This is a genomic window from Amycolatopsis deserti (assembly GCF_014653945.1).
Taxonomy (GTDB): Bacteria; Actinomycetota; Actinomycetes; order Mycobacteriales; family Pseudonocardiaceae; genus Amycolatopsis_E; species Amycolatopsis_E deserti.
The window spans coordinates 491550-515571 of sequence record NZ_BNAU01000006.1; the positions used below are offsets into that span (position 1 = coordinate 491550).

Here is a 24022-nt window from a genome sequence, read left to right on the forward strand (position 1 = left end):
AGTGTCAGGTGCGGTCCCGCCCCGCGACCAGGCTGCTGATCCGCCGCAGCAGGCCGCGGGGCAACAGGCCGCCGATCGCCACGATCGCCTTGTACTGCGGGGACGGGATGGAGATGACCTTGCCGCGCCGCAGGTCCGCCAGGCCCTCGGCGACCACGCGGTCGGCGGAGAGCCAGAACGCCTTCGGCCCCGGCTTCTCCAGCCCGGCGCGCTCGTGGAACTCGGTTTCGGTGAATCCCGGGCACAGCGCGGTCATCCGGATGCCGGGCGGCAGCGCGGCGGCGATGCCCTCGGTGAACGAGGTGACCCAGTTCTTGCTCGCCGTGTACGTCGATCCGCGGCCGGAGAAGAAACCGGCCACGCTCGAGACGTTGATGATGTCGCCGTGGCCCCGCTCGATCATCCCGGGCAGGGCCGCGCGCGTCAGGCGCAGCACGGCGGTCACGTTCACGTCCAACTGCGCCTGCAGCTCGTCGACCGGCGCCGTCCAGAACTCCCCGGCCAGGCCGAACCCGGCGTTGTTGACCAGCAGGTCGACCGGCTCCGCGGCCAGCCGCGCCTCGACCGCCGCCCGGCCCTCCGCGGAAGCGAGGTCCGCGGGCAACGACACCGCCTTGATCCGGTGCCGCTGCGACAGCTCCCCGGCAAGCGCTTCCAGCCGCTGCGCGTTCCGGGCAACGAGGACCAGGTCGTAGCCCTCCTCGGCGAGGCGGCGGGCGAACGCGGCGCCGATCCCGGCCGTCGCGCCGGTGACGAGCGCGGTGCTCACTGGGCCGGCCCGGCCGGCGGCGGCGTGCTCAGGCCCGGCTGCTCGGACTGGCCGGGCTGCCAGTGCCGGCCCGCCGCGCCGGCGTCGTACTCATCGTCGAAAGGGTCCACGATGTCGGCGATCTCGCCGAGGTCGCGCAGCAGGCGCTCCAGCCGGGACGGCCCGGCCTGCGGCGCGACGCTGGCGAGCACCCACTCGTTCTCCAGCCACGCCACGCCGACGTCCCCGCCGAGCGCGTCGGCGGCGTCCACGAGTTCCTGGGTGATGACCGCGCGGGCGCCCTCCGGATCGTCGGCGAAGGCGTAGCGCTGGCCCACCGGGCCGAGCAGCTCCGGCATGTCCGCGCGCTGGAACGGCACGCTCGCCAGCCACAGTTCGACGAGCACCGGGTGCACGCGGTTGCAGCGCACGGCGACCACGACGGCCGGGATCTGGCCGTCGGCCTCGATGTCGAACACGAACACCGGGCGGCGGCCGTCGGCGGTGAAGGTCGAGCCGACGACGACGTTGACGGCCGTCTCCGCGCGGAAGTACCCGAGCGCGCCGCCGGACCACTGCCGGACCAGCCGCTCGTCCTCCTCCACGAACTGCCATCCGCGCAGGTCGGACCAGCGCATCCGCTCCCGGTTGCGGGAGCCCTCCCTGGTCCGGTCCACGGCGAGCAGCAGCAGCCCCGCCACCAGTGCGACGGCGGCGATGACGAACCAGACCCACGCCGGAATACCCACGAGGGTGAGGGTAGCGCGCCGGGCCGCTGAACCAAGGTCAGCGGCCCGTGTCGCAACCCGTTAGTCCGCCCGGGTGACCACGAGCGTGTCACCGGTGTCCAGATCCGGGACGTCCACGCGCACCGTGTCACCGTCCCGGACCTCGCCGGACAGCAGCTTCTTCGCCAGCTGGTCGCCGATCGCCGACTGCACCAGCCGGCGCAGCGGCCGGGCGCCGTAGATCGGGTCGAACCCGTTCAGCGCGAGCCAGTCGCGGGCGCCCGGGGTGACGTCCAGCGTCAGCCGGCGCTGGGCCAGCCGGGCCGCCAGCTTCGCCACCTGGATGTCCACAATGGACGTCAGCTGTTCGGTGTCGAGCGAGTGGAACACCACGATGTCGTCCAGCCGGTTCAGGAACTCCGGCTTGAAGTGCCGCTGCACCGTGGACAGCACCGCGTCCCGCCGCTGCCGCTCGTCGAGCGCGGCGTCCGCGATGGCCTGCGAACCGAGGTTCGAGGTCAGGATCAGGATCGTGTTGCGGAAGTCCACCGTGCGGCCCTGGCCGTCGGTCAGCCGCCCGTCGTCGAGCACCTGCAGCAGCACGTCGAACACGTCCGGGTGCGCCTTCTCGACCTCGTCCAGCAGCACCACCGAGTACGGTCGCCGCCGGACGGCCTCGGTCAGCTGGCCGCCCTGGTCATAGCCGACGTACCCGGGGGGAGCGCCGACCAGCCGCGCGACGCTGTGCTTCTCGCTGTACTCGCTCATGTCGATGCGGGTCATCGCGCGTTCGTCGTCGAACAGGAACTCCGCCAGCGCCTTGGCCAGCTCGGTCTTGCCGACACCGGTCGGGCCGAGGAACAGGAACGAGCCGGTCGGCCGGTCCGGGTCGGCGACCCCGGCGCGCGTGCGGCGCACCGCGTCCGCGACCGCTGTCACGGCTTCGCGCTGGCCGACGACCCGCTTGCCCAGCTCCTCCTCCATCCGGAGCAGCTTGCCGGTCTCGCCCTCCAGCAGCCGGCCGGCCGGGATGCCGGTCCAGGCGCTCACCACGTCGGCCACGTCGTCCGCGCCGACCTCTTCCTTGAGCATGACGTCCGCGCCGGACGAGCTGTTCGCGGTGTTGCGCTGCGCGGCCTCCAGCTCCTTCTCCAGCGCCGGGATCTTGCCGTAGCGCAGCTCGGCGGCCCGGCCCAGATCGGCGTCGCGCTCGGCGCGGTCGGCCTCGCCACGCAGCTGTTCCAGCTGCTCCTTCAGCTCGCGGACCTTCTCGATCGAGCCCTTCTCGTTCTGCCACCGGGCGGTCAGCGCGGACAGCTCCTCGCGCTTCTCGGCCAGCTCGGCGCGCAGCGCGGCCAGCCGCTCGATCGAGGCCGGGTCCTCCTCCTTGGACAGCGCCATCTCCTCGATCTCCAGGCGCCGCACGGCGCGCTCGACCTCGTCGATCTCGACGGGCCGGGAGTCGATCTCCATGCGCAGCCGGGAGGCGGCCTCGTCGACCAGGTCGATCGCCTTGTCCGGGAGGAAGCGCGCGGTGATGTAACGGTCGGACAGCGTCGCGGCCGACACCAGGGCGGCGTCGGTGATGCGGACACCGTGGTGCACCTCGTAGCGCTCCTTGAGGCCGCGCAGGATGCCGATGGTGTCCTCCACCGACGGCTCACCGACCAGCACCTGCTGGAAGCGCCGCTCCAGGGCGGCGTCCTTTTCGATGTGCTGGCGGTACTCGTCGAGCGTGGTCGCGCCGACCATGCGCAGCTCACCGCGGGCGAGCATCGGCTTGATCATGTTGCCCGCGTCCATCGCGCCCTCACCGGTGGCGCCCGCGCCGACGATCGTGTGCAGCTCGTCGATGAAGGTGATGACCTGCCCGGCCGACTCGGTGATCTCCTTCAGGACGGCCTTCAGCCGCTCCTCGAACTCACCGCGGTACTTCGCGCCGGCGACCATCGAACCGAGGTCCAGCGCCACGACCCGCTTGCCGCGCAACGACTCCGGCACGTCACCGGCCACGATCCGCTGGGCCAGCCCCTCGACGATCGCGGTCTTTCCGACGCCCGGCTCGCCGATGAGAACGGGGTTGTTCTTCGTGCGCCGCGACAGCACCTGGACCACGCGGCGGATCTCCGCGTCGCGGCCGATCACCGGGTCCAGCTCGCCCTTGCGGGCGCGGTCGGTCAGGTCGACGCCGTACTTTTCCAGCGCCTTGAACGTGCCCTCCGGATCGGGGCTGGTGATGCGGGCCGAGCCGCGCACCTTGGTGAACGCCTCACGCAGCGCGTCCGGGGTGGCGCCGTGCCGCTTCAGCAGATCGGCCACCTGACCGCCCTCCGCGGCGAGGCCCACCATCAGGTGCTCGGTGGAGACGTACTCGTCGCCGAGCTCGGTCGCCAGCTTCTGGGCGTGCGTGAGCGACTTGACCGCCGGCGGGTCGAACTGCGGTGTGGACACGGTGGCGCCGGTCGCCGAGGGCAGCCCCTGCGTGATCGGCTCCAGCTCCTTGTGCACCTGCCGCGGATCGGCCCCGACCGCCGTCAGCAGGGGACCGGCCAGCCCGTCACCCTGCGCCAGCAGCGCGCCGAGCAGGTGTGCGGCGGTGACGTGGGGGTTGCCCGCCACGGTCGCCGCCTGCGCCGCCGACGAGATCGCCTGCTGGGTCTTCGTCGTCGGGTTGAAAGCGTCCATCCCACACTCCATGTCGCATGCCTGCCGGAGACCTTCCTCCAGGTCCCTCGACAGGTACAACGTCAACAAACTTGAGTGTGTTCCGCTCAACCCTGATTTTTCCGAAAAGCACGAAGACCGCCTCCCGGGGGATTGAGGCGGTCTTCGCGGGTCTGTTTTCGCGGGTCTGTGTTCGCGGGTCTGGGGGCCTCAGCGCGGGTGCGTCAGCTCCACGTCGCGGGACGCCGGGGCGCCGGCGACGACCTCCAGCGGCGCGGCCACCGGGGCGTAACCGCTGGTCACCAGCGTGTAGTCGCCCGCGGGGAGGTCGGTGAAGCTGTACCGGCCCTCCTCGTCGGTCAGCGTCATCGCGACCACCTCGCCGTGTTCGTCGAGCAGCGTCACCTGGGCCTCGGCGACCGGCCGGTCGTAGCGGCCGGCCCGGACGACCCCGCCGAGCCGGGCGGTGAGCCCGAGCTCGACGTCGTGCGTTGCCTCCTCGCCCTCGACGGTGCTCAGTGGCACCGCGGCCGGCTGGTGACCGGCGGCCGTGACCGTCAGCGTGTACGCACCGCCCGGCACGTCGTCGAAGTGGTACCACCCGTCGCCGCCGGTGACGACCGACGCGACCACCTCGCCGCGGTCGTCGGTCAGCACCAGGGTCGCGCCGCCGACCGGCTGGCCGCCGCGCGAGCGCACCACGCCGCTGACGCCACCGGCGCCGGCCATCTCGACGTCCCGCCGCACCGGCTGCCCGTTGACGGTGACCATCACCGCGCTCGGCTGGAACCGGGCCGCCGAGGCGATCAGCAGGTAGATGGCGTTCGGCGGAGCAGGCAGCCGGTAGGTGCCGTCGGCCGCGGTCAGCGTCCGCGCCACCTGCTGCCCCGACGAGTCGGTCAGCGTCAGCGCGGCCCCTGCCAGCGGACGTCCCGACGGGCCGGTCACCGCGCCGTGGACCGCGGAACCGGTGACCGGCGCGGCTTCGGTGTTCTCGGTCAGGTCGATGCTGCGGCGCAGCGGGACCTCCTTGATGAACAGCACCGCGATCAGCGTGGCGATCGCGATGATCCCGCCCGCCAGGAAGACCGAGCCGATGCTGTCGCCGTACGCGGCCCGCACGATCGACTGGAACGGCTCCGGCAGCGCGGCCAGGTTCAGGCTCCTGCCCGCGCCGCTCGACCCGGCGTCGATGCCCATCGCGGACAACGCGCTCGACACGTGGCTGCTCACCTTCGCCGCGAGCAGCGCGCCCAGCGCGGACACCCCGGCCGAACCGCCCAGCGTGCGGAAGAAGGTGACCACCGACGACGAGGACCCCATGTCCGCCATCGACACGGTGTTCTGCACGACCAGCACCAGGTTCTGCATCAGCGCGCCGACGCCGAGGCCGAGCAGCGCCAGGTAGCCGCCCATCAGCACCAGGTTGGTCTGGTGGTCGATCGTGCTGAGCAGGAACAGGCTCGCGACCAGCAGCACCGCGCCGCCGACCATCCACGACTTCGTCTTGCCGGTGCGGGAGATGACCTGCCCGGCGACGGTCGAGGACAGGAACAGCCCCAGCATCATCGGGATGGTCATCAGGCCGGCGTGCGTGGGCGAGTAGCCGCGGGCCAGCTGGTAGTACTGCCCGAGGAACACCGCGCCACCGAACATCGCGGTGCCGACCGACAGGCTGCCGATCACCGCGAGCGTGAAGGTGCGGTTGCGGAACAGCCGCAGCGGGACCACCGGCTCGGCGACCTTCGTCTCGACGAACACCGCCAGCGCCAGCGCGACCAGGCCGCCGAGCACGTAGAACAGGGTCGACCAGGACCACCAGGCGAAGCTGCCGCCCGCCAGCGAGACCCAGATCAGCAGCAGCGAGACACCACCGACGAGCAGGGTCGCGCCCATCCAGTCGATCTTGACCTGCTTCTTGAAGACCGGCAGGTGCAGGGTCTTGCCGAGCACGATGAAGGCGGCCACCGCGACCGGGACGGTGACCCAGAAGTTCCAGCGCCAGCCCAGCGGCGAGTCCACGATCAGGCCACCGAGCAGCGGGCCGGCGACCGTCGCCAGCGCCATCACCGCGCCGATGTAACCGCTGTAGCGCCCGCGTTCGCGCGGCGAGATCATCGCCGCGATCACGACCTGGACCAGCGCCTGCATGCCACCGAGGCCGAGGCCCTGTACCGCGCGGAACGCGATCAGCTCGGGCATGGACTGCGAGATGCCGCCGAGCACCGAGCCGGCCGTGAAGATCACGATCGACAGCTGGTACAGCATCTTCTTGCTGAACAGGTCCGACAGCTTGCCCCAGATCGGGGTGCTCGCCGTGGACGCGAGCAGGGTGGCGGTGACCACCCAGGTGTACTGACTCTGCGAGCCGTCGAGGTCGGCCAGGATCGTCGGGAGTGCGTTCGAGACGATCGTGGAGGACAGCATGGCGACCAGCAGCGCCAGGAGCAGGCCGACGAACGCGCGCCCGACCTGACGCGGCGTCATCGCCTCCTGGTTCGCTGTCGTGCTCACTTCGGGATCACTTCCTCTTCTCCGCCGCCTGAGCCGGCGGGCAGGTGACCGGCGCCTGGCCGAGGGCCTCGCGCAGTCCGTGGTTCATCAGGGTCAACCGGGTGGTGAGTGCTTCGACCTCGTCGTCGGTCCAGTCCGCGAGCGCGCGCTGGATGAAGTCGACGTGCAGCAGCCGCCAGCGCTCGAGCTCGGCGCGGCCGGTGTCGGACAGGCTGATCAGGCTGGCGCGCCCGTCCTCGGGCGCGGGCCTGCGCTCGACGAGCCCGGCGGCGGTCAGCTGGGCGATCTGCCTGCTGATCACCGAGACGTCGACCATCTTGCGTTTCGCGAGGTCCGAGGGACGGCTCTCGCCGTGCGCGTGCAGGTCCGACAGCAGCATGGCGGCCGCGGGGTGCAGGCCGTCGTGCTCGCGCTGCCAGGACTGGTTGATCCAGGCGTGCTGCAGCTGGCCCGCCGCGCGCAGCTCACGCATGAGCTGGACGGCCTTCTCGTCGCGGTCCCCCATGGACCCACCTCCTGGTTGGTTGTCACATACAACTATAGAGGCAGTAGTTGTATGCCACAACTATCTAAGTTGGTGACTTGTCCCACTGGTGGAGGGGATCTCCGAACCACCCGGAAGGAGCAACTTCGCGAGGATCGCGGCGGCGGCGGCTACCCTGCGACGAATCAGGTTCGTATTTCCCGGGGACGATTGACCGGACAGGGTGGATTATTCATGATCTTTTCACACGCTCACCGGCTGTTGCGTGTTCATGAATAATCGACGGCGAGCATGAACGCGCACCACGGAGCAGCCCCGAACCCATGACAGCCGACCCCGTCAGCCCCGTACCCCGGTCCGTGCACCGGGAGGCGCCGCCTGCCGTCACCGCGATGGTGCGCCTGATCCGGGACTCCTGGGCCAAGGCCGAGCCGTACCTGCCCGAGGTGACGCAGTTCTTCTACGGGATGTTGTTCACGCTCGCGCCCGCGACGCGGGACTTCTTCCCGATCAACATGGAGGTCCAGCGCAACCGGATGGTGCGCGCGCTGGTGCACGTCGTGCAGATGGTGGACCAGCCCGACGACCTGGTGCCGTTCCTGCGGCAACTGGGGCGCGACCACCGCAAGTTCGGTGTGGTGACGGGCCACTACGAGGCGGTCGGCACCGCGTTGCTGGCGGCGATGAAGACGCAGCTCGGGCCGGACTGGACCGCGGACGTGGAGCGCGCGTGGGCCGAGGCGTTCACGATCATCGCGCGGCAGATGCAGGAGGCCGCGGCCACCGACACCAACCCGCCGAACTGGTCGGCGCGGGTGGCCGAGCACCGGCGGCTGAGCTGGGACCTGGCGATGATCCGGCTGGAGCCCGAGCAGCACATCCCGTACCGGCCGGGGCAGTACCTGAGCGTCGAGGTGCCGCAGCGGCCGCGGCTGTGGCGGTACCTGTCGCCGGCGAACGCGCCGCGCCCGGACGGCTCGCTGGAGTTCCACATCCGCGCGATCGAGGGCGGCTGGGTCTCGCGGGCGATCGTCAGCCACACCCAGCCGGGTGATGTGTGGCGGTTCGGGCCGCCGCTAGGGACGCTGGGCGTGGACCGGGAAAGCGGCCGGGACGTGCTGATGGTCGCGGGCGGCACGGGGGTCGCGCCGATGCAGGCGATGCTCGACGAGCTGGGCCAGTGGGGCGAGAACCCGAAGGTGCACCTGTTCTACGGCGGGCGGACCCGCGAGGACCTCTACGCCCTGGAGGGGTTGCGGATGCTCGCGTCGTGCAACCCGTGGCTGACGGTCACGCCGGTGGTGGAGAACGGGCCGGGGCTGGCCAGTGGCGAGCAGGGCACGCTGGCCGACGTGGTGACCCGGTACGGCGCGTGGCCCGGTCACGACGTGCTGGTGTCCGGCTCGCCGGCGATGATCCGGGCGACGGTGTCCCGGATGCTGGTGGCCGGAACGGCACTCGATCAGATCAGGTACGACCCGTTCACCATCGACTAGCCTGCGACGGATGGACATCCCTGTCGCGGACGGAACCATTCGCGGTTATCTGGCCACCCCGCAGAAGGAGGTCTCGGGGGAGCCGCCCTGGCCCGGGGTCGTGATCGTGCACGACGCGGTCGGCCTGTCGCAGGACGCGCGGAACATCACGGACCGGTTCGCCACCGCCGGATATGTGGCGTTGTCGCCGGACCTGTACTCGCGGGGCGGTTTCGTCCGGTGCGTGAAGTCGGTGTTCAAGGAGCTGACGGCCGGGAAGGGCCGGGCGTTCGAGGACCTGGACGCGGCGCGCTCGCTGCTGGCGTCGAGGTCGGATTGCACCGGCCGGGTCGGGATCGTCGGGTTCTGCATGGGCGGGGGTTTCGCCCTGGTGGCCGCGTCGCGGGGGTTCGACGCGTCGGCGCCGTACTACGGTCAGCTGCCCAAGGACCTGTCCGTCTTGGACGGTGCCTGCCCGATTGTCGCTTCGTACGGGAAGAAGGACTTCTCGCTGCGAGGTGCGGCGGACAAGCTGGAGCGCGAGTTGTCGGCGCGGGGCGTGCCGCACGACGTCAAGGAGTACCCGACGGTCGGGCACAGCTTCGCGAACCAGTTCCACGGGCCGGTCAACGTGCTGCTGAAGATCGCCGGAATGAGCTACGACCGCGACGCGAGTGAGGACGCCTGGCGAAGGGTACTGGCCTTCTTCGCAGAACACCTAGGCCGCAAAGCGGCCTAACACAGGTGAGCTTTGGTCTTGCGCCTGACACGGCGAAGAGTCCGCCCTGCGGGCGGTGAAAGCGCCTTACGGCGCCGAACGGTCACCTTACGACCACCCCCGCCCCCGATGCCTGATTGTGTTTCGGTCGCCGAGCAGGGTTGTCAAGGCGGGAAAGAGTACCTTGACAACCCTGATCGGCGACCAAAGATCGGCTGTGGATCGGGGGCGGGGGAGGTCTGGTTGGGGTAGTCGGTCTTTTTGCGTTGCCGGCCGGCGGTTTGTTGTGCCGCGTGAAAAGAAAAGGGCCCCCGCCTTTGGCGAGGGGCCCTTCGCTGGTCTTGTCTATCGCCGTCGGCGTGGTTTCCACACCACCAGCGCGGTTTCCTGCTTCATCGGCACCAGGTCCTTCCGGTAGGACCGGTGCACGGCCGCCGCGGCTTGTTCGGCCGCTGCGTATGCCGTGGCGAGCTCCTCGGTCAGTTCGGCGATCCGGGACTGCAGCGCCTCGACCTGGTTTTCCAGCTCGATGATCCGCTTGATGCCCGCCAGGTTGACGCCCTCTTCCTGGGACAGGCGCTGCACCTCACGCAGCAGCGCGATGTCCCGCATGGAATACCGCCGCCCGCCGCCCGCCGTCCGACCCGGCGACACCAGGCCCATCCGGTCGTAGGACCGCAGGGTCTGGGCGTGCAGACCGGACAGCTGTGCGGCCACGGAGATCACGAAGACCGGGGTCTCCTCGTCGGCCCCGTGCGGCAACCCGCCGAACACCTCGATCAACTCCTCTCACGGAGCAGTTTCGTGATCTCCGGACGCGGGTCGTGCTTCTCGGCGATCTTCGCGTACGCCTCGAGCGCTTCCCGCTCCGAAGACTCCAACCGCGACGGCACGGCCACCTGCAGCGTGACGAGCAGGTCGCCCTGCGAACCGTCCCGCTTCTTGATGCCCTTGCCGCGCACCCGCAGGACCCGGCCGCTGCCGGTCCCTTCGGGCACCTTCACCGAAACCTTCCCGTCCAGCGTCGGCACGGTGATCGTCGCACCGAGGGCCAGTTCGGGGTAGCTCACCGGGACCGTGATCGTCAGATCATTACCCGAACGGCCGAACACCGGGTCCGGGTTCACGTGCACCCGGACGTACAGGTCCCCGGCCGCCGCGCCGCCCCGGCCGGGCTCGCCCTGGCCGGCCAGCCGGATCCGCTGGTTGTCGTCCACCCCCGCCGGCACCCGCACGGTCAGCGTCCGCGTCTGGGTGCTGACGCCTTCGCCACCGCATTCGGGGCACGGGTCGTCGATGATCCGGCCGCGGCCACGGCAGTCCGGGCACGGCTCGGAGAACGCGAACGCCCCCTGGCTCCGGCTCACCAGCCCGGCCCCCTTGCAGGTCGGGCAGGTGCGCGGCGAGGTGCCCGGGCGGGCGCCGTTGCCGTGGCACGTCGAACACGTCGCCGGGCTGGACAGCCGCAGCGGCAGGGTCGCGCCCTTCACCGCCTCGGCGAAGTCGATCCGCACGTCCGTCTCGACGTCGGCGCCGCGCTGGCCCCGGGTGCCGGTGCTCTGCTGGCCCCGGCGGCCGAACAGGCCACCCAGGATGTCGCCCAGGCCACCGAAACCGCCCTGCGCGCCCGCGCCCGCGGTCTGGCCGAAGATGTCGCCGAAGTCGAAGCCGCCCGTGCCGCCGGCGCCCGGGAAGCCGAAGCCACCGGGCCCGCCGCCCGAACCGAACAGCCGCCGCGCCTCGTCGTACTCCTTGCGCTTGGCCGGGTCCGACAGGACGCCGTAGGCCTCCGAGACGGCCTTGAACTTCTGCTCGGCCTCCGTGTTGCCCGGGTTGGCGTCCGGGTGGTTCTCCCTGGCCAGCTTGCGGTAGGCCTTCTTGATCTCGTCCTGCGAAGCGTCGGAGGAGACGCCCAGCTCACGGTAGAAGTCCTTACCGATCCACTCCCGTGCACTCACCGGACGTCTCCTCCTCTCGCGTGCGTGTTACTGCTGTGCGTTCTCATCCGACAACTGCTCGACCGGTAGCTCACCCTCGACCGGGGCCTCGCCCGGCTCGTGGTCGGTGACGCCCACCAGCGCGGCCCGCAGCGTCCGGTCGCCGAACCGGTAACCCCGGCGCAGCACCGTCGTCACCGTCGGCCCGGACACGTCCGGCGAGGTGTTGTGCTGCACGGCCTCGTGCACGCTCGGGTCGAAGGCATCGCCCTCCGCGCCGAACGGCTCGAGCCCGATCCGCTGCAGGCTCGCGACCAGCTTGTCGGCGACCGCCTTGAACGCGCCGGTGAGGTCGCCGTGCTGCTCGGCCCGCTCGAAGTCGTCGAGCAGCGGCAGCAGGTCGTTCACCACCGACGCCTTCGCCGCGGTGACCACGGCCTCGCGGTCGCGGTCCACGCGCTTGCGGTAGTTCGCGAACTCCGCCTGCAGGCGCTGCAGGTCGGCGGTGCGCTCCGCGAGCTCCTTCTCGACGTCCGACGGAGCCGCCACCGCGTCGTCCACGATGGACTCGCCGAGCGACGGCCCGGCGTGGGCCGCCGGAGCTTCCGCGGCGGGCGCCTCGGCAGCCTCCGGCTGGGTCCGCACCTGGCCGGTCTCGGGGTCGATCTTGCGCCGGTCCCGCACGACCAGGGGCTCGGTGACCGGCTCCTGCTCGTCGATCTCGTTCGAGTGGCGTCCCGTCACTTCTTCTCGTCCTCGTCCACGATCTCGGCGTCCACCACGTCGTCCGCGCCCTTGTTGTCGGACGCGCCCGCCGCACCCGAGTCAGCGCCCGGGTTGGCGCCACCGGCCTGCTGCGCGTTGGCGTACAGGGCGGTGCCCAGCTCCTGCGACGCGGTGTTCAGCTTCTCGATGGCTTCCTTGATCTTGGCCGTGTCGGTGCCCTTGAGCGCCTCGTTGGCCTCGTCGATCGCGGTCTTGACCTTGCCCTTGAGGTCCTCGGGCAGCTTGTCGTCGTTGTCCTTGACGAACTTCTCGGTCTGGTAGACCAGCGTCTCGGCCTGGTTGCGGGTCTCGGCCTCCTCGCGGCGCTTGCGGTCCTCCTCCGCGTGCGCCTCGGCGTCCTTGACCATCCGCTCGATGTCCTCCTTCGGCAGCGCGGAGCCACCGGTGATGGTCATCGACTGTTCCTTGTTGGTGCCCAGGTCCTTCGCCGTGACGTGCACGATGCCGTTCGCGTCGATGTCGAAGGTGACCTCGATCTGCGGCACACCGCGCGGCGCCGGCGGGATGCCGGTCAGCTCGAACATGCCGAGCTTCTTGTTGTGCGCGGCGATCTCGCGCTCGCCCTGGAAGACCTGGATCTGCACCGACGGCTGGTTGTCGTCCGCCGTGGAGAAGATCTCCGACCGCTTGGTCGGGATGGTCGTGTTGCGCTCGATGAGCTTGGTGAACACGCCGCCCTTGGTCTCGATGCCCAGCGACAGCGGGGTCACGTCGAGCAGCAGGACGTCCTTGACCTCACCCTTGAGCACACCGGCCTGCAGGGCGGCGCCGACGGCGACGACCTCGTCCGGGTTCACGCCCTTGTTCGGCTCCTTGCCGCCGGTCAGCTCCTTGACCAGGTCGGAAACGGCCGGCATGCGGGTGGAACCACCGACGAGCACCACGTGGTCGATCTGGCCGACCGAGATGCCCGCGTCGCGGATGACGTTGTTGAACGGCGCCTTGGTGCGGTCCAGCAGGTCGGAGGTGATCCGCTGGAACTCCGCCCGGGACAGGGTCTCGTCCAGGAACAGCGGGTTCTTGTCCGCGTCGACCGTGATGTAGGGCAGGTTGATGTTGGCGCTGCTCGAGCTGGACAGCTCGATCTTCGCCTTCTCCGCCGCCTCGCGGATGCGCTGCAGCGCCATCCGGTCCTTGGTCAGGTCGATGCCGTGGCTGGCCTTGAACTTGTCCACCAGCCAGTCGACGATCCGCTGGTCCCAGTCGTCACCACCGAGGTGGTTGTCACCGCTGGTGGCGCGCACCTCGACGACACCCTCGCCGATCTCCAGCAGCGACACGTCGAAGGTGCCGCCACCGAGGTCGAAGACCAGGATGGTCTGCTCCTTCTCGCCCTTGTCCAGGCCGTAGGCCAGTGCGGCCGCGGTGGGCTCGTTGACGATGCGGAGCACGTTCAGGCCGGCGATCTGCCCGGCCTCCTTGGTGGCCTGCCGCTGGGCGTCCTCGAAGTAGGCGGGGACGGTGATGACCGCGTCGGTGATCTCCTCACCGAGGTAGGCCTCGGCGTCGCGCTTGAGCTTCATCAGCACGCGCGCGCTGATCTCCTGCGCCGTGTAGGCCTTGCCGTCGATCTCGGTCTTCCAGTCGGTGCCGATGTGCCGCTTCACGGACCGGATGGTCCGGTCGACGTTCGTCACGGCCTGGTTCTTCGCCGGCTGACCCGTCAGCACCTCGCCGTTCTTGGCGAACGCGACGATCGACGGGGTCGTGCGGGAGCCTTCCGAGTTGGCGATGACCGTCGGCTCGCCGCCCTCCAGGACAGCGACGACCGAGTTGGTCGTGCCGAGGTCGATGCCGACCGCTCGCGCCATGGTGTGTTCCCTCCTGGTCAGTCCTTGTGCGCAGCCCCTGCGAGCTGCGGTTTCGCGCCCGCGTTGAGCGGGTTCTACTCAAGTTCTATCTCGGGCGCGCATCGGGCGTCAATCAGACTTGAGTGATGCTCGCTCAACCTTTCTGACAGGGTAACGAGCGGGTTGGCGGGCTTGTTCCCGGGCGTACCCGAAATCAGGTACGCGGCTTCGTGGCGACGCACACAGGCGGAGTTGTAGGGGCCGGTGTGGCCGTCGCCGTCGTGGACGAGCAGCGTGCTCCCGCCAGGTGAGCACCGCGGACGGAGGCGGTCCGCGCACGGGCTCGCGGCGGCCGCCCGGCGCTGTACGTCAGGTGCGAGCCTCGCCGGCCATCGCGGCCCAGCCTTCCCACGCGCTCGGATACCGCGGCGCCCAGCCGCTCGCCTCGCGCAACCTGGCGTTGCTCACCCTGAGCGAGCGGGTCAGCGAAGTTGTCCGCGAGCCGAGCAGCAGCGCGGCGCTCCCCGGGCCGCGCACCCACATCCGCGCCCCGGCCGCCTGCGTCAGCGCCCGCGTGAACTCACGCTTCGTGAGGGGCTTGTCGTCCACCACGTTGTACGTCCCGGCCGGGACCGTCAGTGCCGCGACCACCGCGGTCGCCGCGTCGGCCACGTGGATCGCCGACAGGTAGCCGCCGGGCGGGCCGAGCATCATGCCCACGTGATGCCGCGCGGCGGCCAGCATCTGCTCCGCGTGCGCCGCGCCCGGGCCGTAGAACCAGCCGAACCGCAGCACCACTCCGGCGCCCCCGGCTTCGGTGAAGCGCCGCGCGTTGGACTCGGCCGCGTGGTTGCCGAGGGCCATCGGGAAGTGGTCGACCGGGCAGTTCTCGTCGACCCACTCGGCTCCGCGGTCCCGGTAGAGCATGCTGACCGACTCCTGCAGGAGGCGTCCGACACCCGCATCGAGCGCGGCGTCCACCACGGTCGCCGAGCCCTGGGTGCGGATCCGGAGGTTGTCCCGGTGCGCGGCCCGCGACGTGAACTTCGACATCGGCGGCAGCGCCGTCGCCAGGTTCACCACGGCGTCGTGCCCGGACATCACCTCCGCCAAGGCGGGGCGGTCGAACAAGTCGACCCTCACCGGCTTCGCACCCTGCCGTTCGAGAACGGCGTCCTTGGCGACACTGCGCGACAGCGCGGTGACCACATGACCTGCTTCGACCAGCGCGGGAACGGTGTGCCCACCGATCGCGCCGGTTCCCCCTGTGACGAAGACCCTCATGAGGACACTCTGGCCTGGCCGAGGTCCTCGCGAAACCCCCGGCAAGCGCTTGCGGGTCGGCGACGTGCCCAGCCGATCCGGGCAGTCGCGAAGCGCGCGGTGAACGAGCTGACGAGCTCGTCTACCCGGCGGCCGGCGCGGATCTCGATCGCGCACTGCAGGCGCCGGGCGGCCTGCGGGGTGGCGCAATCGTGCCAGTTCAAACTGAGTGTGGCGACGGGGGTGACGAGCAGGGTGGTGGCGAGGGTCAGCGCCGGGATCATGCGTGGGTCACCGTCGCGTCGCCGCTGGAGGTGGTGACGTCGAGCAGGTACGGCGCGGACGGGTCCTGGACGACGTCGATGGACCGGTCACCGCTGTTGGTCTCGCCGGTGACGCGGTAGCGGTCGGCGGGCACGACGACGCGGACGTCGCCGCTCTGGGCCTCGGCGATGACGTTCTGCGCGGTGGCCAGGTCGATCTCGATCCGGCCGGATCTGGTGCGGGCCGTGATCGGGCCGGTGGCGTTCTCGACGTGGATGTCGCCGGAGCTGGCGGACAGGTCGACCGAGGCGGCGCCGTAGACGGTGAGGTCGCCGGAGCGGACTTCGCCGGTCACGGTGGTCCCGCGCGGCACGACGACCTCGTAGTCCGCGGTGCAGTCGTCGCCGCAGCCGTCGAGGACGAGCTGGTCGCCGGTGAGCCGGAAGGCCTGGCCGGGCTGGTCGCCGTCGTAGTGCAGGACCTGGTTGACCGAGGTCGTGGTGGTGTCCTCGACGCGGATCCGCACGTCGCCGGAGTTGTTGTCGACGCGGACGGACGAGACCGGCTGCGTGACGGTGCTGGTGACCTCGGCGCGTTCCGAGACGCGCCACCAGTCCCAGTTCCAGCCGAGCGCGAGCCCGATCCCGACCACGATGAGCGCGATCCCGCCTATCGCGAGTGCCGGCTTGCGCATTGCGTCCTCCCCAGTGAACTTTGCTGTGCCGGTCACGCTATGGCCTGCGCGTGGGGTCCCGGTATCGGGGAAGCCCCCGGTTCGACCCGGGGGTCACCCCGAGCGGCACTAGGGTGATCACCGGCCACTCTGTGACGAGGAGGAATCGATGCCACAACCACCGAATCCGTACGAGTTCCTGCCGTCGGTGCCGGCCTTCACCGTGCGCAGCGACGACGTGGCGGACGGGGAGACGCTCGCGACGCCGCACCTGAGCGGGATCTTCGGCGTCCCCGGCGGCGAGGACCGGTCGCCGCACCTGGCGTGGGAGGGGTTCCCGGCCGAGACGAAGAGCTTCGCGGTGACGTGTTACGACCCGGACGCCCCGACGGCCAGCGGTTTCTGGCACTGGGCGGTGTACAACATCCCGGCGTCGGTGACTTCGCTGCCGTCGGGCGCCGGGGACGCTTCGGGTTCCGGCCTGCCGGCCGGGGCGGTCACGGTGACGAACGACGCCGGCGTGCGGCAGTTCGTGGGTGCCGCGCCGCCTCCCGGGCACGGGCCGCACCGGTACTTCTTCGTCGTGCACGCGCTGAACGTCGAGTCGCTGGACCTCCCGGAAACGGCGACGCCCGCGTTCCTGGGGTTCAACATGTTCGGAGCGACCCTGGCCCGGGCGACGGTCGTACCGGTGTACGAGAACAAGGGCTGAGTTTTTCGACGGTCGGGCCGGGCCGCCCGGCCTGGTTCGACGGTCGGGTGGGCCGGTCGGTGGGGTGGGTTCCCAAGGGCTGGGAACCCGCCCCCCCTTTTTTTCCGGGCGGCTTGGCCCTTTTGATGAACGGTCCATTCATCCCTTCGCGACTGGCCCTCTCGTGCAGCCGGGCGCGCCACTGGACCCCTCGAATGGCTGCGGGTGGTCACTTCGCCGCTCCACGACAGGCCCACTCGCGCGATCGCGAGTGGCCCACTCGCGCGACGCCCACTGGCCCACTCGCAAGCTCGCGGCCGCCCCACTCACGCGACGACCACCGGCCCACTCGCAGGCTCGCGGTTGGCCCACTCGCAGGTGCCTGAGTGGCCTTCTCGCGCGACCGCGAGTGGTCCGCTCGCCGACCCACGGCTGGGCACTTCATCCATGCGCGACCTGACATCTCGCGCCACGGTGGTTGGTCGTCTCGTGCCACCGTGAGTGGGAACTTCGCGCCTCCGTGGCTGGTCATCTCGTAGCACTCCGACTGGCCACTTCGCACCCGCGCGCCCGACCACCCCGCCCACTCACCGCGGCTTCAGCAAATACTCCACCGTCGGCCGCAGTTCCTCCGCCGTCGGGGGCTCGTCATCGATCAGCCCCTGGATCAGCAAGCCGTCGATCCCGGCCAAGAACACCCGCAACGCCACCAGGTCGTCCGGCCGCACCATCGTCGTCAGTACGTCCAGCCATCGCCGCGCCGCTGGTCGCAGCTCGGGGCGTCGCGCGGCCAGCAGGTACAGCTCGTACTCCGCCATCGTCCGGCCGCGCCGCGGGCCCAGCGCCTCAGCCAGCAGCGTCGCCACCTCCGTGGCCCCCCGGCTGCCCCGCGACCGCGCCCGGTCGATCGTCCAGTACACCTCGGTCGCCATGTCGCGGGCGCACGAAATCAACGTCGCGATCAGCAGGTCGTCCAGCGTCTCGAAGTGGTACGTCGTCGACGTCGTCGGCACCCCGGCCTCGGCCGCGACCGTCCGGTGCGTCACCCCCGCCACGCCGTCCCGCTCGATCACCCGCAGCGTCGCGTCGATGATCTCCTGCCGCCGCTTCTCGCCGCGCGCCCGGCGGCCGTCGCGCTGGGGTTTCACGCCGAACCCACCTCGATCAGCACCACACCGCCGACCACCAGCGCCAACCCGGCCACGATCGTCAGGTTCACCGGCTCCCCGAGGAACAGCACCCCGATGATCGCGACCGCTGCGACGCCGACCGCCGCCCAGATCGCGTACGCCACCCCGACCGGCATCCCGCGCTTCAGCACGCTCGCGAGCGCCGCGAACGCGACGAGGTACCCGGCCACCACGACCACCGAAGGCCACAGCTTCGTGAAGCCCTCCGACAACTTCATCGAAACAGTAGCGGTGACCTCGGCCGCGATGGCCAGAGCGAGCAAGATGTAAGCGACCACCAACCCAAACTACCGGTACGATCGTCCCGATATCCAGGGAGTCCTACGCCACACTCGTGGGACTCAACTCGCGCCGATCGGTTACTCATGGGTAAATCCGGTTAGGCTCCCGCCAACCCACCACATCACGGACGAAAGGCCCCGATCATGGGTGCACTGCAGATCACGCTGGGCGTGGTCGGCGTCGCCGTAAGCATCGTCGCTTGGATCATGTTCGGCACCGGTGTGTACCGGATGGTCCGGATCATCCGGCTCGGACAACCGGACGCGACGCGCAACGGCCCGTTCGGGCCGCGCCTCAAGACGCTGATCAAGGAGTTCGCCGCCCACACGCGGATGAACAAGTTCCGCCACGTCGGGCCATGGCACTGGCTGGTCATGTGGGGCTTCCTGATCGGCTCGCTGTCCTGGTTCGAGGCCTACGGCGAGACGTTCGACCCGCACTTCCACTGGCCGATCATCGGCAACTGGAGCCTCTGGCTGCTGCTCACCGAGCTGCTCGGCCTCGGCACCGTCGTCGGCGGGCTCGCGCTGGTGATCATCCGCCAGCTGAACCACCCGCGCCGCGCGGACCGGCAGTCCCGCTTCGCCGGGTCGAACTTCAAGCAGGCCTACTTCGTCGAAACCGTGGTGATCGTCGAGGGTCTGGGCATCCTCGGCGTGAAGGCGTTCAAGATCTCCAGCGGCATCGAGGACCCGGCGCTGTGGACGAGCTTCGTCACGAAGCCGCTCGCCGAGATCCTGCCGGCCAGCACGGTCGCGGTCACGATCACCGCGCTGGTCAAGCTGCTGTCGGGCATGATCTGGCTCTACATCGTCGGCCAGACGCTCACCATGGGCGTGGCCTGGCACCGCTTCAGCGCCTTCTTCAACATCTACTTCAAGCGCGAGGACGACGGCGGCACCGCGCTGGGCAAGCTCAAGCCGATGATGAGCGGCGGGAAGCCGCTCGACTTCGAGGAGGCCGACCCGGAGAAGGACGTCTTCGGCGCCGGCCAGATCGAGGACTTCAGCTGGAAGGGCTGGCTCGACTTCACCACCTGCACCGAGTGCGGCCGCTGCCAGTCCCAGTGCCCGGCGTGGAACACCGGCAAGCCGCTCTCGCCGAAGCTGGTCATCACGCAGCTGCGCGACCACGCCTACGCGAAGGCGCCGTACCTGCTCGCCGGCGGCAAGAAGGACGTCACCGGCGAAGAAGTCGGCCTGACCGGCGAGAACCCCTACGCCGGCATCGACGTCCTGGCGCTGGCCGAGGCCGAGCGCCCGCTGGTCGGTGACGACGGCGGTGTCATCGACCCCGACGTGCTGTGGTCGTGCACCACCTGCGGCGCGTGCGTCGAGCAGTGCCCGGTGGACATCGAGCACGTCGACCACATCGTCGACATGCGCCGCTACCAGGTCATGATCGAGTCGAACTTCCCGACCGAGCTGAACGGGATGTTCAAGAACCTGGAGAACAAGGGCAACCCGTGGGGCCAGAACGCCAAGGACCGGATGGCCTGGGCCGAGGACCTGGACTTCGAGGTGCCGGTGTTCGACGGCGAGCTGGGCGACACCGAGTACCTGTTCTGGGTCGGCTGCGCCGGTGCGTTCGAGGACCGCGCGAAGAAGACCACCCGCGCGGTGGCCGAGCTGCTGCACATCGCGGGCGTCAAGTACACGGTGCTCGGCCCGGAGGAGTCCTGCACCGGTGACCCGGCCCGCCGCGCCGGCAACGAGTTCCTGTTCCAGATGCTCGCGCAGCAGAACGTCGAGGTGCTGAACACGGTGTTCGAGGGCCGCGAGGCCGGCAGCCGCAAGATCGTCGCGACCTGCGCGCACTGCTTCAACACCCTCGCCAACGAGTACCCGGACCTGGGCGGGAAGTTCGAGGTCGTGCACCACACCCAGCTGCTCAACCGCCTGGTGCGGGAGAAGCGGCTGGTGCCGGTCGCGCCGATCGCGGACGACGTCACCTACCACGACCCGTGCTACCTGGGCCGCCACAACAAGGTCTACGAGGCGCCGCGTGAGCTGGTCGGCGCGTCGGGGGCGCAGTTCCGCGAGATGCCGCGGCACGGCGACCGGTCGATGTGCTGTGGCGCCGGCGGTGCGCGCATGTGGATGGAAGAGAAGATCGGCAAGCGGATCAACATCGAGCGCGTCGACGAGGCGCTCGGCACCGCGCCGTCGAAGATCGCGACCGGCTGCCCGTTCTGCCGCGTCATGCTCACCGATGGCGTGACCGCCCGCCAGAACGACGGCAAGGCGAGCGAGAAGGTCGAGGTCGTGGACGTCTCGCAGCTGCTGCTGTCGGCGGTCAAGCGGCGTCCGCAGCCCGCGCCGGCGCCCGGTGCGGACTCGCTGCCGGCGGTCGAGTCCGACCCGCTGGAGGCCGACGTGTCGACGGACAAGGTGTCCACCGGCACGCCGCTGCCCACCGAGGACAAGTAGACCGGGACGCGCTGGAGGCCACCCCGCCGCGGCGGGGTGGCCTTCGCCGTCAAGGTGCTGGGTCGGCGACGCCGAAGGTCGAGGCGTCAGGCGAGGGGTTCGATGGGCTGTCGGAGGACCGTGCGGAGCTTGTCCGGGGCGCGCCGGTCGCCGAGGTAGATCTCGTGGTGCAGGCCGGAATGCCGCAGACCGTGCGCCCCGAGGTAGCCGGGCAGCCGCGCCAGGACCGGGCCTTCGTCGTCGCAGGAACCGATGTGCGACACCTGGGCGCCGCGTCCCTCGTGCAGCGTGCGGAAGCGGACCCGGCGATCGCGGGCAGCTTCTTCTTGGTCAGCGCCGCGTGCCGCGCCTCGCCGACCAGCTGCTCGTCCACCCACGGCGGCCGGCGCGGCGCACGGGACACTTGACCGTGTAGAGCGCTTTCAGCGCTCGTCCGGGGTCGTAGCTGGGCATGGTCGGCGGTCCCTCCCACCGCTGGTCGGCGGCCAACTGGTGCAGCGAGCATTGGAAGGCGGCCGCTTCCCCTTCCACCACCCGTTGGGGGCTCGACACCCGGGTTATCCTGTTCGTCACGCTGCCGACGCTGCCCGCGGAGGATGCTGACGCGCGCGAACGGGGCTGAGCATGGGAGTACCCGACGGGACCGGACCGGCCGGTGAGCCGGTGGTCGCGCGCGCCGGTGCCCGGTTCCCGTCCGCGACGCAGATGCGGAAGCTGACCGGCGAAAACGCCGAACCCCCTGGTCCGGAACCACAAGCTCCGGACCACGTCCCCGCCGAGACCACGAAGACCAAGCGGATCGCCGGTGCGCGGTTCCCCACCGAGAAGCAGCTCGCTCGGTACGGCGAACCGGAGCCGGTGCCCGCGCCTGAACCGGAGCCCGAACCGTTGCCGGACCCCGAACCGCGCGAGGAGCTCAAGCCCTCGCCGCGGCCCCGCCCCGAGCCCGCCGAGCCGGAGCCGGAACCCGCCGAGCTGCTCGATCCCGACGAGGAGAACCGGCTGCGCGTGCGGCCGTACGTGCTGACCAAGGGGCGCACGCACTCCGCGTACGAGCTCGCGATCGAGACGCTGGTGTCGGTCCGCGCCGACGCGAAGTGGACCGGACCCGCGTTGAGCGCGGAGTACCAGCCCGTCCGCGCGGTCGTCGACAGCCCGCGCTCGCTCGCCGAGGTCGCGGCGCTGCTGTCGATCCCGCTCGGCGTGGCCAGGGTGCTGTTGTCCGACATGGCCGAACTGGGGTTGCTGCACATCCACGGCATCGAGCGGACCGCCGAGGGGCGCCCACCGCTCGAGCTGATGAAGCGCGTTCTGGACGGCCTGCAGCGGCTCTGATCCACTCGTAGGATCGGCCGGTGAGCGAGGAATCGGAGCGCCCGGGCGCCGGGGGCGAAAGCACCCTCACCGTGTTGCTGGCCGGTGGTGTGAACCTGGCCATCGCGGTGATGAAGGCCGTGGCCGGCGTGATCACCGGCTCGGGGGCGATGCTGTCCGAGGCGGCGCACTCGGTGGCCGACACGTTCACCGAGATCCTGCTGCTCACCGCGCTGCGCCGGTCCGGCCGCCCGGCGGACGTCATGCACCCGTTCGGGTACGGCAAGGAGCGGTACTTCTGGTCGCTGCTGGCCGCGGTGTCGATCTTCGCCTCCGGGGCGACGTTCGCGCTGTACGAAGGTTTCTCGACGGTGTTCGGGGAGCCGGCGGAGCAGACCAGCCCGGTCGTCGGGTACGTCGTGCTGGCGCTGGCGTTCGCGATGGAGTCGGTGTCGTGGACGCAGGCGTTCCGCCAGGTGCGGCGGGGCGCGGCCGAGCAGAACCGGACGATCTGGAAGTTCCTGCGCTACATCGACGACCCCGCGCCGAAGACGGTGTTCCTGGAGGACTCGGCCGCGCTGATCGGGCTCGTGCTGGCGTTCGCCGGGGTGTTCCTGCACCACGTCACGGGTTCGGCGACCTACGACGGGATCGCGTCGATCCTGATCGGCCTGCTGCTGGCCGTCGTGGCGTACATCCTGGGGCGGACGAACCTGCGCCTGCTGATCGGCCGCCAGGCGGATCTGACGGTGGTGCGCGGGATCCGCGAGCACCTGTCGGGGGCGGCCGAGATCGAGTCGGTGGTCGATCTGCAGACGATGCTGCTGGGCACGGACCAGATCCTGGTCTGCGCCCGCGTGGACTTCGACGATGCGCTCGGGGCGTCGGACGTGGAGCGCGCGTGCGTCCGGCTGGCGGGCGAGCTGCACGAGGAGTTCTCCGACGTCACCGAGGTCTTCATCGAGCCGGTGCCGCGCAGCGACCCCGAGCTGCGCGCCGCGGTGCTCGCACGGTACGGCGACATCGCGAAGCGCTACGGCCGCTGACTTCCGGCGGATGGAAGCGCCGCGCGATCCCGCGCCGATCTGGTGAACGCACTGCGCCCCTTGGTCGAACCCTGATCCCGCCTGCCGATAGTGTGCGCCCCACCAACTTGATCATCAAACTGTGGGGATCCGACATTGCGCAAGATCCTGAGCCTCGCCGTGGCGTTCGCGGCTTCGACGGCCGTGCTGGCCGCGCCCGCGTCCGCAGCTGAGCTGCCCGAGGGCATGACCGCCGGTTACCTCGTCCTGGACCGGCGGACCGGCGAGACCTTCGCCGGCAACGAGCACCACCAGTACCGGTCCGCGTCGCTGGTCAAGCTGTTCATCGCGCTGGACTACCTGGAATCGCACGGGCCGGACCACGAGATCCCGGCCGACGACCTCGCCCTGCTCGAACCGATGCTGCGCTCCAGCAACGACGACGCGGCCAGCGTGCTGTGGGTGCGCGACGGCTGGGAGGAGATCGTCAACCGGATGGTGGCGAAGATCGGTCTCACCGACACCACGCCGCCGCCCGCGGAAAAGCGCGGCACCTGGGGCTACACCGCGGTCAGCGCCGCGGACATCGCGAAGACCTACGAGTACGTCCTGGAGGAGGCGCATCCGAAGTTCCGCGACTTCATCATGGACAACTTGGAGCAGGCCACGAAGTGCGGGGACGACGGGTTCGACCAGTCGTTCGGCATCCCGAGCGCCCTGCCGCGCGTCGGTGGCGTGAAGCAGGGCTGGTCCGGCTTCGGAGCGGCGCCGGCTCCCGGCGAGGAGTGTATCTCGGCGGACACCAAGCGGGTGCTCGCCTCGCCCGAGGCGCGGTCGGCGACCGCGCTCGCCTCCAGCGGGGACGTCGACCTGACCAGCCGTGTCATGCACACCTCCGGCACCGCCGACTCCGGCCACCGGCGGATCGTCGTCGTCCTGACCTCCCAGCCGACCACGCTGAGCTGGGCCGACTCGGCGGACCGGATCACCGACCTCACGCGCGAGGTGTACTACCGCGCCCTTGCGTGAAGCCGTGAATCAGTGGTT

22 protein-coding genes are annotated in these 24022 nt (G+C 70.3%); 7 read left to right on the forward strand and 15 right to left on the reverse strand.

The genetic code is table 11. From position 1 onward, the window contains the following. Positions 1-4: 4 nt before the first annotated feature. The 5 genes from IE290_RS26325 to IE290_RS26345 form a co-directional block, all read right to left on the reverse strand. On the reverse strand, positions 5-769 hold the full coding sequence (locus IE290_RS26325; RefSeq protein WP_191247344.1) for an SDR family NAD(P)-dependent oxidoreductase: 765 nt from the start codon (positions 767-769) through the stop codon (positions 5-7). Continuing rightward, positions 766-1497: a TtfA family protein gene (locus IE290_RS26330; protein WP_191247345.1), complete on the reverse strand. Its 732-nt coding sequence runs from the start codon at positions 1495-1497 to the stop codon at positions 766-768. Before IE290_RS26330 ends, IE290_RS26325 begins: the two co-directional genes overlap by 4 nt. Before the next feature lie 60 nt (positions 1498-1557). Continuing rightward, a complete protein-coding gene (clpB, locus tag IE290_RS26335) occupies positions 1558-4161 on the reverse strand; it encodes an ATP-dependent chaperone ClpB (protein WP_191247346.1) in 2604 nt (867 codons plus the stop codon). A gap of 189 nt (positions 4162-4350) precedes the next feature. Beyond that, positions 4351-6627 carry an MFS transporter gene (locus IE290_RS26340; protein WP_191247454.1) on the reverse strand — a complete coding sequence of 759 codons (2277 nt, stop codon included), beginning with the start codon at positions 6625-6627 and terminating at the stop codon, positions 4351-4353. Between the two features lie 34 nt (positions 6628-6661). Beyond that, positions 6662-7159 carry a MarR family winged helix-turn-helix transcriptional regulator gene (locus tag IE290_RS26345; RefSeq protein ID WP_191247347.1) on the reverse strand — a complete coding sequence of 166 codons (498 nt, stop codon included), beginning with the start codon at positions 7157-7159 and terminating at the stop codon, positions 6662-6664. Positions 7160-7461: 302 nt separating this feature from the next. Between IE290_RS26345 and IE290_RS26350 the strand changes: the two genes are divergently transcribed. Both IE290_RS26350 and IE290_RS26355 read left to right on the forward strand, forming a co-directional pair. Continuing rightward, complete coding sequence (locus IE290_RS26350) at positions 7462-8634, forward strand: globin domain-containing protein (RefSeq protein WP_191247348.1); 1173 nt, start codon at positions 7462-7464, stop codon at positions 8632-8634. A 10-nt stretch (positions 8635-8644) separates the two neighbouring features. Next, positions 8645-9352: a dienelactone hydrolase family protein gene (locus IE290_RS26355; RefSeq protein ID WP_191247349.1), complete on the forward strand. Its 708-nt coding sequence runs from the start codon at positions 8645-8647 to the stop codon at positions 9350-9352. Positions 9353-9676: 324 nt separating this feature from the next. Here the strand turns inward: IE290_RS26355 and IE290_RS26360 are convergent, their stop codons facing one another. From IE290_RS26360 to IE290_RS26390, 7 genes are all read right to left on the reverse strand, one after another. After that, positions 9677-10114 (reverse strand): heat shock protein transcriptional repressor HspR, encoded by a 438-nt coding sequence (locus tag IE290_RS26360; RefSeq protein WP_094006474.1) that lies wholly within the window; start codon positions 10112-10114, stop codon positions 9677-9679. Further along, complete coding sequence (gene dnaJ / locus IE290_RS26365) at positions 10111-11289, reverse strand: molecular chaperone DnaJ (protein WP_191247350.1); 1179 nt, start codon at positions 11287-11289, stop codon at positions 10111-10113. The genes IE290_RS26360 and dnaJ overlap by 4 nt, the downstream gene beginning before the upstream one ends. Before the next feature lie 27 nt (positions 11290-11316). Further along, complete coding sequence (gene grpE / locus IE290_RS26370) at positions 11317-12012, reverse strand: nucleotide exchange factor GrpE (RefSeq protein WP_191247351.1); 696 nt, start codon at positions 12010-12012, stop codon at positions 11317-11319. After that, positions 12009-13865: a molecular chaperone DnaK gene (gene dnaK / locus IE290_RS26375; RefSeq protein WP_191247352.1), complete on the reverse strand. Its 1857-nt coding sequence runs from the start codon at positions 13863-13865 to the stop codon at positions 12009-12011. Before dnaK ends, grpE begins: the two co-directional genes overlap by 4 nt. 348 nt (positions 13866-14213) lie before the next feature. Next, a complete protein-coding gene (locus IE290_RS26380; RefSeq protein ID WP_191247353.1) occupies positions 14214-15128 on the reverse strand; it encodes an NAD-dependent epimerase/dehydratase family protein in 915 nt (304 codons plus the stop codon). Next, positions 15125-15391 carry a hypothetical protein gene (locus IE290_RS26385; RefSeq protein ID WP_191247354.1) on the reverse strand — a complete coding sequence of 89 codons (267 nt, stop codon included), beginning with the start codon at positions 15389-15391 and terminating at the stop codon, positions 15125-15127. The genes IE290_RS26380 and IE290_RS26385 overlap by 4 nt, the downstream gene beginning before the upstream one ends. Next, positions 15388-16065, reverse strand: a complete 678-nt coding sequence (locus IE290_RS26390) for a DUF4097 family beta strand repeat-containing protein (protein ID WP_191247355.1) — start codon at positions 16063-16065, stop codon at positions 15388-15390. The genes IE290_RS26385 and IE290_RS26390 overlap by 4 nt, the downstream gene beginning before the upstream one ends. 148 nt (positions 16066-16213) lie before the next feature. Here IE290_RS26390 and IE290_RS26395 point away from each other — a divergent pair, with 148 nt between their 5' ends. Continuing rightward, on the forward strand, positions 16214-16756 hold the full coding sequence (locus tag IE290_RS26395) for a YbhB/YbcL family Raf kinase inhibitor-like protein (protein WP_191247356.1): 543 nt from the start codon (positions 16214-16216) through the stop codon (positions 16754-16756). Between the two features lie 566 nt (positions 16757-17322). Here IE290_RS26395 and IE290_RS26400 read toward each other — a convergent pair. Next, positions 17323-17883: a TetR/AcrR family transcriptional regulator gene (locus IE290_RS26400; RefSeq protein ID WP_191247357.1), complete on the reverse strand. Its 561-nt coding sequence runs from the start codon at positions 17881-17883 to the stop codon at positions 17323-17325. Next, positions 17880-18203, reverse strand: a complete 324-nt coding sequence (locus IE290_RS26405; protein WP_191247358.1) for a DMT family transporter — start codon at positions 18201-18203, stop codon at positions 17880-17882. The genes IE290_RS26400 and IE290_RS26405 overlap by 4 nt, the downstream gene beginning before the upstream one ends. A 147-nt stretch (positions 18204-18350) precedes the next feature. On the opposite strand from IE290_RS26405, the gene IE290_RS26410 reads away from it, so the two are divergent. Next, the gene (locus IE290_RS26410; RefSeq protein WP_191247359.1) at positions 18351-20636 is read left to right on the forward strand and encodes a (Fe-S)-binding protein; all 2286 of its coding nucleotides are present in this window, start codon (positions 18351-18353) and stop codon (positions 20634-20636) included. A gap of 86 nt (positions 20637-20722) precedes the next feature. On the opposite strand, the gene IE290_RS37985 is transcribed toward IE290_RS26410, so the two are convergent. Beyond that, positions 20723-20899 carry a GyrI-like domain-containing protein gene (locus IE290_RS37985; RefSeq protein WP_229874712.1) on the reverse strand — a complete coding sequence of 59 codons (177 nt, stop codon included), beginning with the start codon at positions 20897-20899 and terminating at the stop codon, positions 20723-20725. A gap of 361 nt (positions 20900-21260) precedes the next feature. Here IE290_RS37985 and IE290_RS26420 point away from each other — a divergent pair, with 361 nt between their 5' ends. The 3 genes from IE290_RS26420 to IE290_RS26430 all read left to right on the forward strand — a co-directional run bounded on the left by IE290_RS26420 (position 21261) and on the right by IE290_RS26430 (position 24004). Further along, a complete protein-coding gene (locus IE290_RS26420) occupies positions 21261-21971 on the forward strand; it encodes a DUF742 domain-containing protein (RefSeq protein WP_191247360.1) in 711 nt (236 codons plus the stop codon). 20 nt (positions 21972-21991) lie between these two features. After that, complete coding sequence (locus tag IE290_RS26425; RefSeq protein ID WP_191247361.1) at positions 21992-22996, forward strand: cation diffusion facilitator family transporter; 1005 nt, start codon at positions 21992-21994, stop codon at positions 22994-22996. A gap of 135 nt (positions 22997-23131) precedes the next feature. Then, complete coding sequence (locus tag IE290_RS26430; RefSeq protein WP_229874713.1) at positions 23132-24004, forward strand: serine hydrolase family protein; 873 nt, start codon at positions 23132-23134, stop codon at positions 24002-24004. Positions 24005-24022 lie beyond the last annotated feature (18 nt).

Coding starts and splice junctions, on each gene's coding strand:
- clpB (WP_191247346.1), bottom strand. CDS start 4,161: ATGGACGCTTTCAACCCGACGACGAAGACCCAGCAGGCGATCTCGTCG.
- IE290_RS26340 (WP_191247454.1), bottom strand. CDS start 6,627: ATGACGCCGCGTCAGGTCGGGCGCGCGTTCGTCGGCCTGCTCCTGGCG.
- IE290_RS26345 (WP_191247347.1), bottom strand. CDS start 7,159: ATGGGGGACCGCGACGAGAAGGCCGTCCAGCTCATGCGTGAGCTGCGC.
- IE290_RS26350 (WP_191247348.1), top strand. CDS start 7,462: ATGACAGCCGACCCCGTCAGCCCCGTACCCCGGTCCGTGCACCGGGAG.
- IE290_RS26355 (WP_191247349.1), top strand. CDS start 8,645: ATGGACATCCCTGTCGCGGACGGAACCATTCGCGGTTATCTGGCCACC.
- dnaK (WP_191247352.1), bottom strand. CDS start 13,865: ATGGCGCGAGCGGTCGGCATCGACCTCGGCACGACCAACTCGGTCGTC.
- IE290_RS26380 (WP_191247353.1), bottom strand. CDS start 15,128: ATGAGGGTCTTCGTCACAGGGGGAACCGGCGCGATCGGTGGGCACACC.
- IE290_RS26385 (WP_191247354.1), bottom strand. CDS start 15,391: ATGATCCCGGCGCTGACCCTCGCCACCACCCTGCTCGTCACCCCCGTC.
- IE290_RS26390 (WP_191247355.1), bottom strand. CDS start 16,065: ATGCGCAAGCCGGCACTCGCGATAGGCGGGATCGCGCTCATCGTGGTC.
- IE290_RS26395 (WP_191247356.1), top strand. CDS start 16,214: ATGCCACAACCACCGAATCCGTACGAGTTCCTGCCGTCGGTGCCGGCC.
- IE290_RS26410 (WP_191247359.1), top strand. CDS start 18,351: ATGGGTGCACTGCAGATCACGCTGGGCGTGGTCGGCGTCGCCGTAAGC.
- IE290_RS26420 (WP_191247360.1), top strand. CDS start 21,261: ATGGGAGTACCCGACGGGACCGGACCGGCCGGTGAGCCGGTGGTCGCG.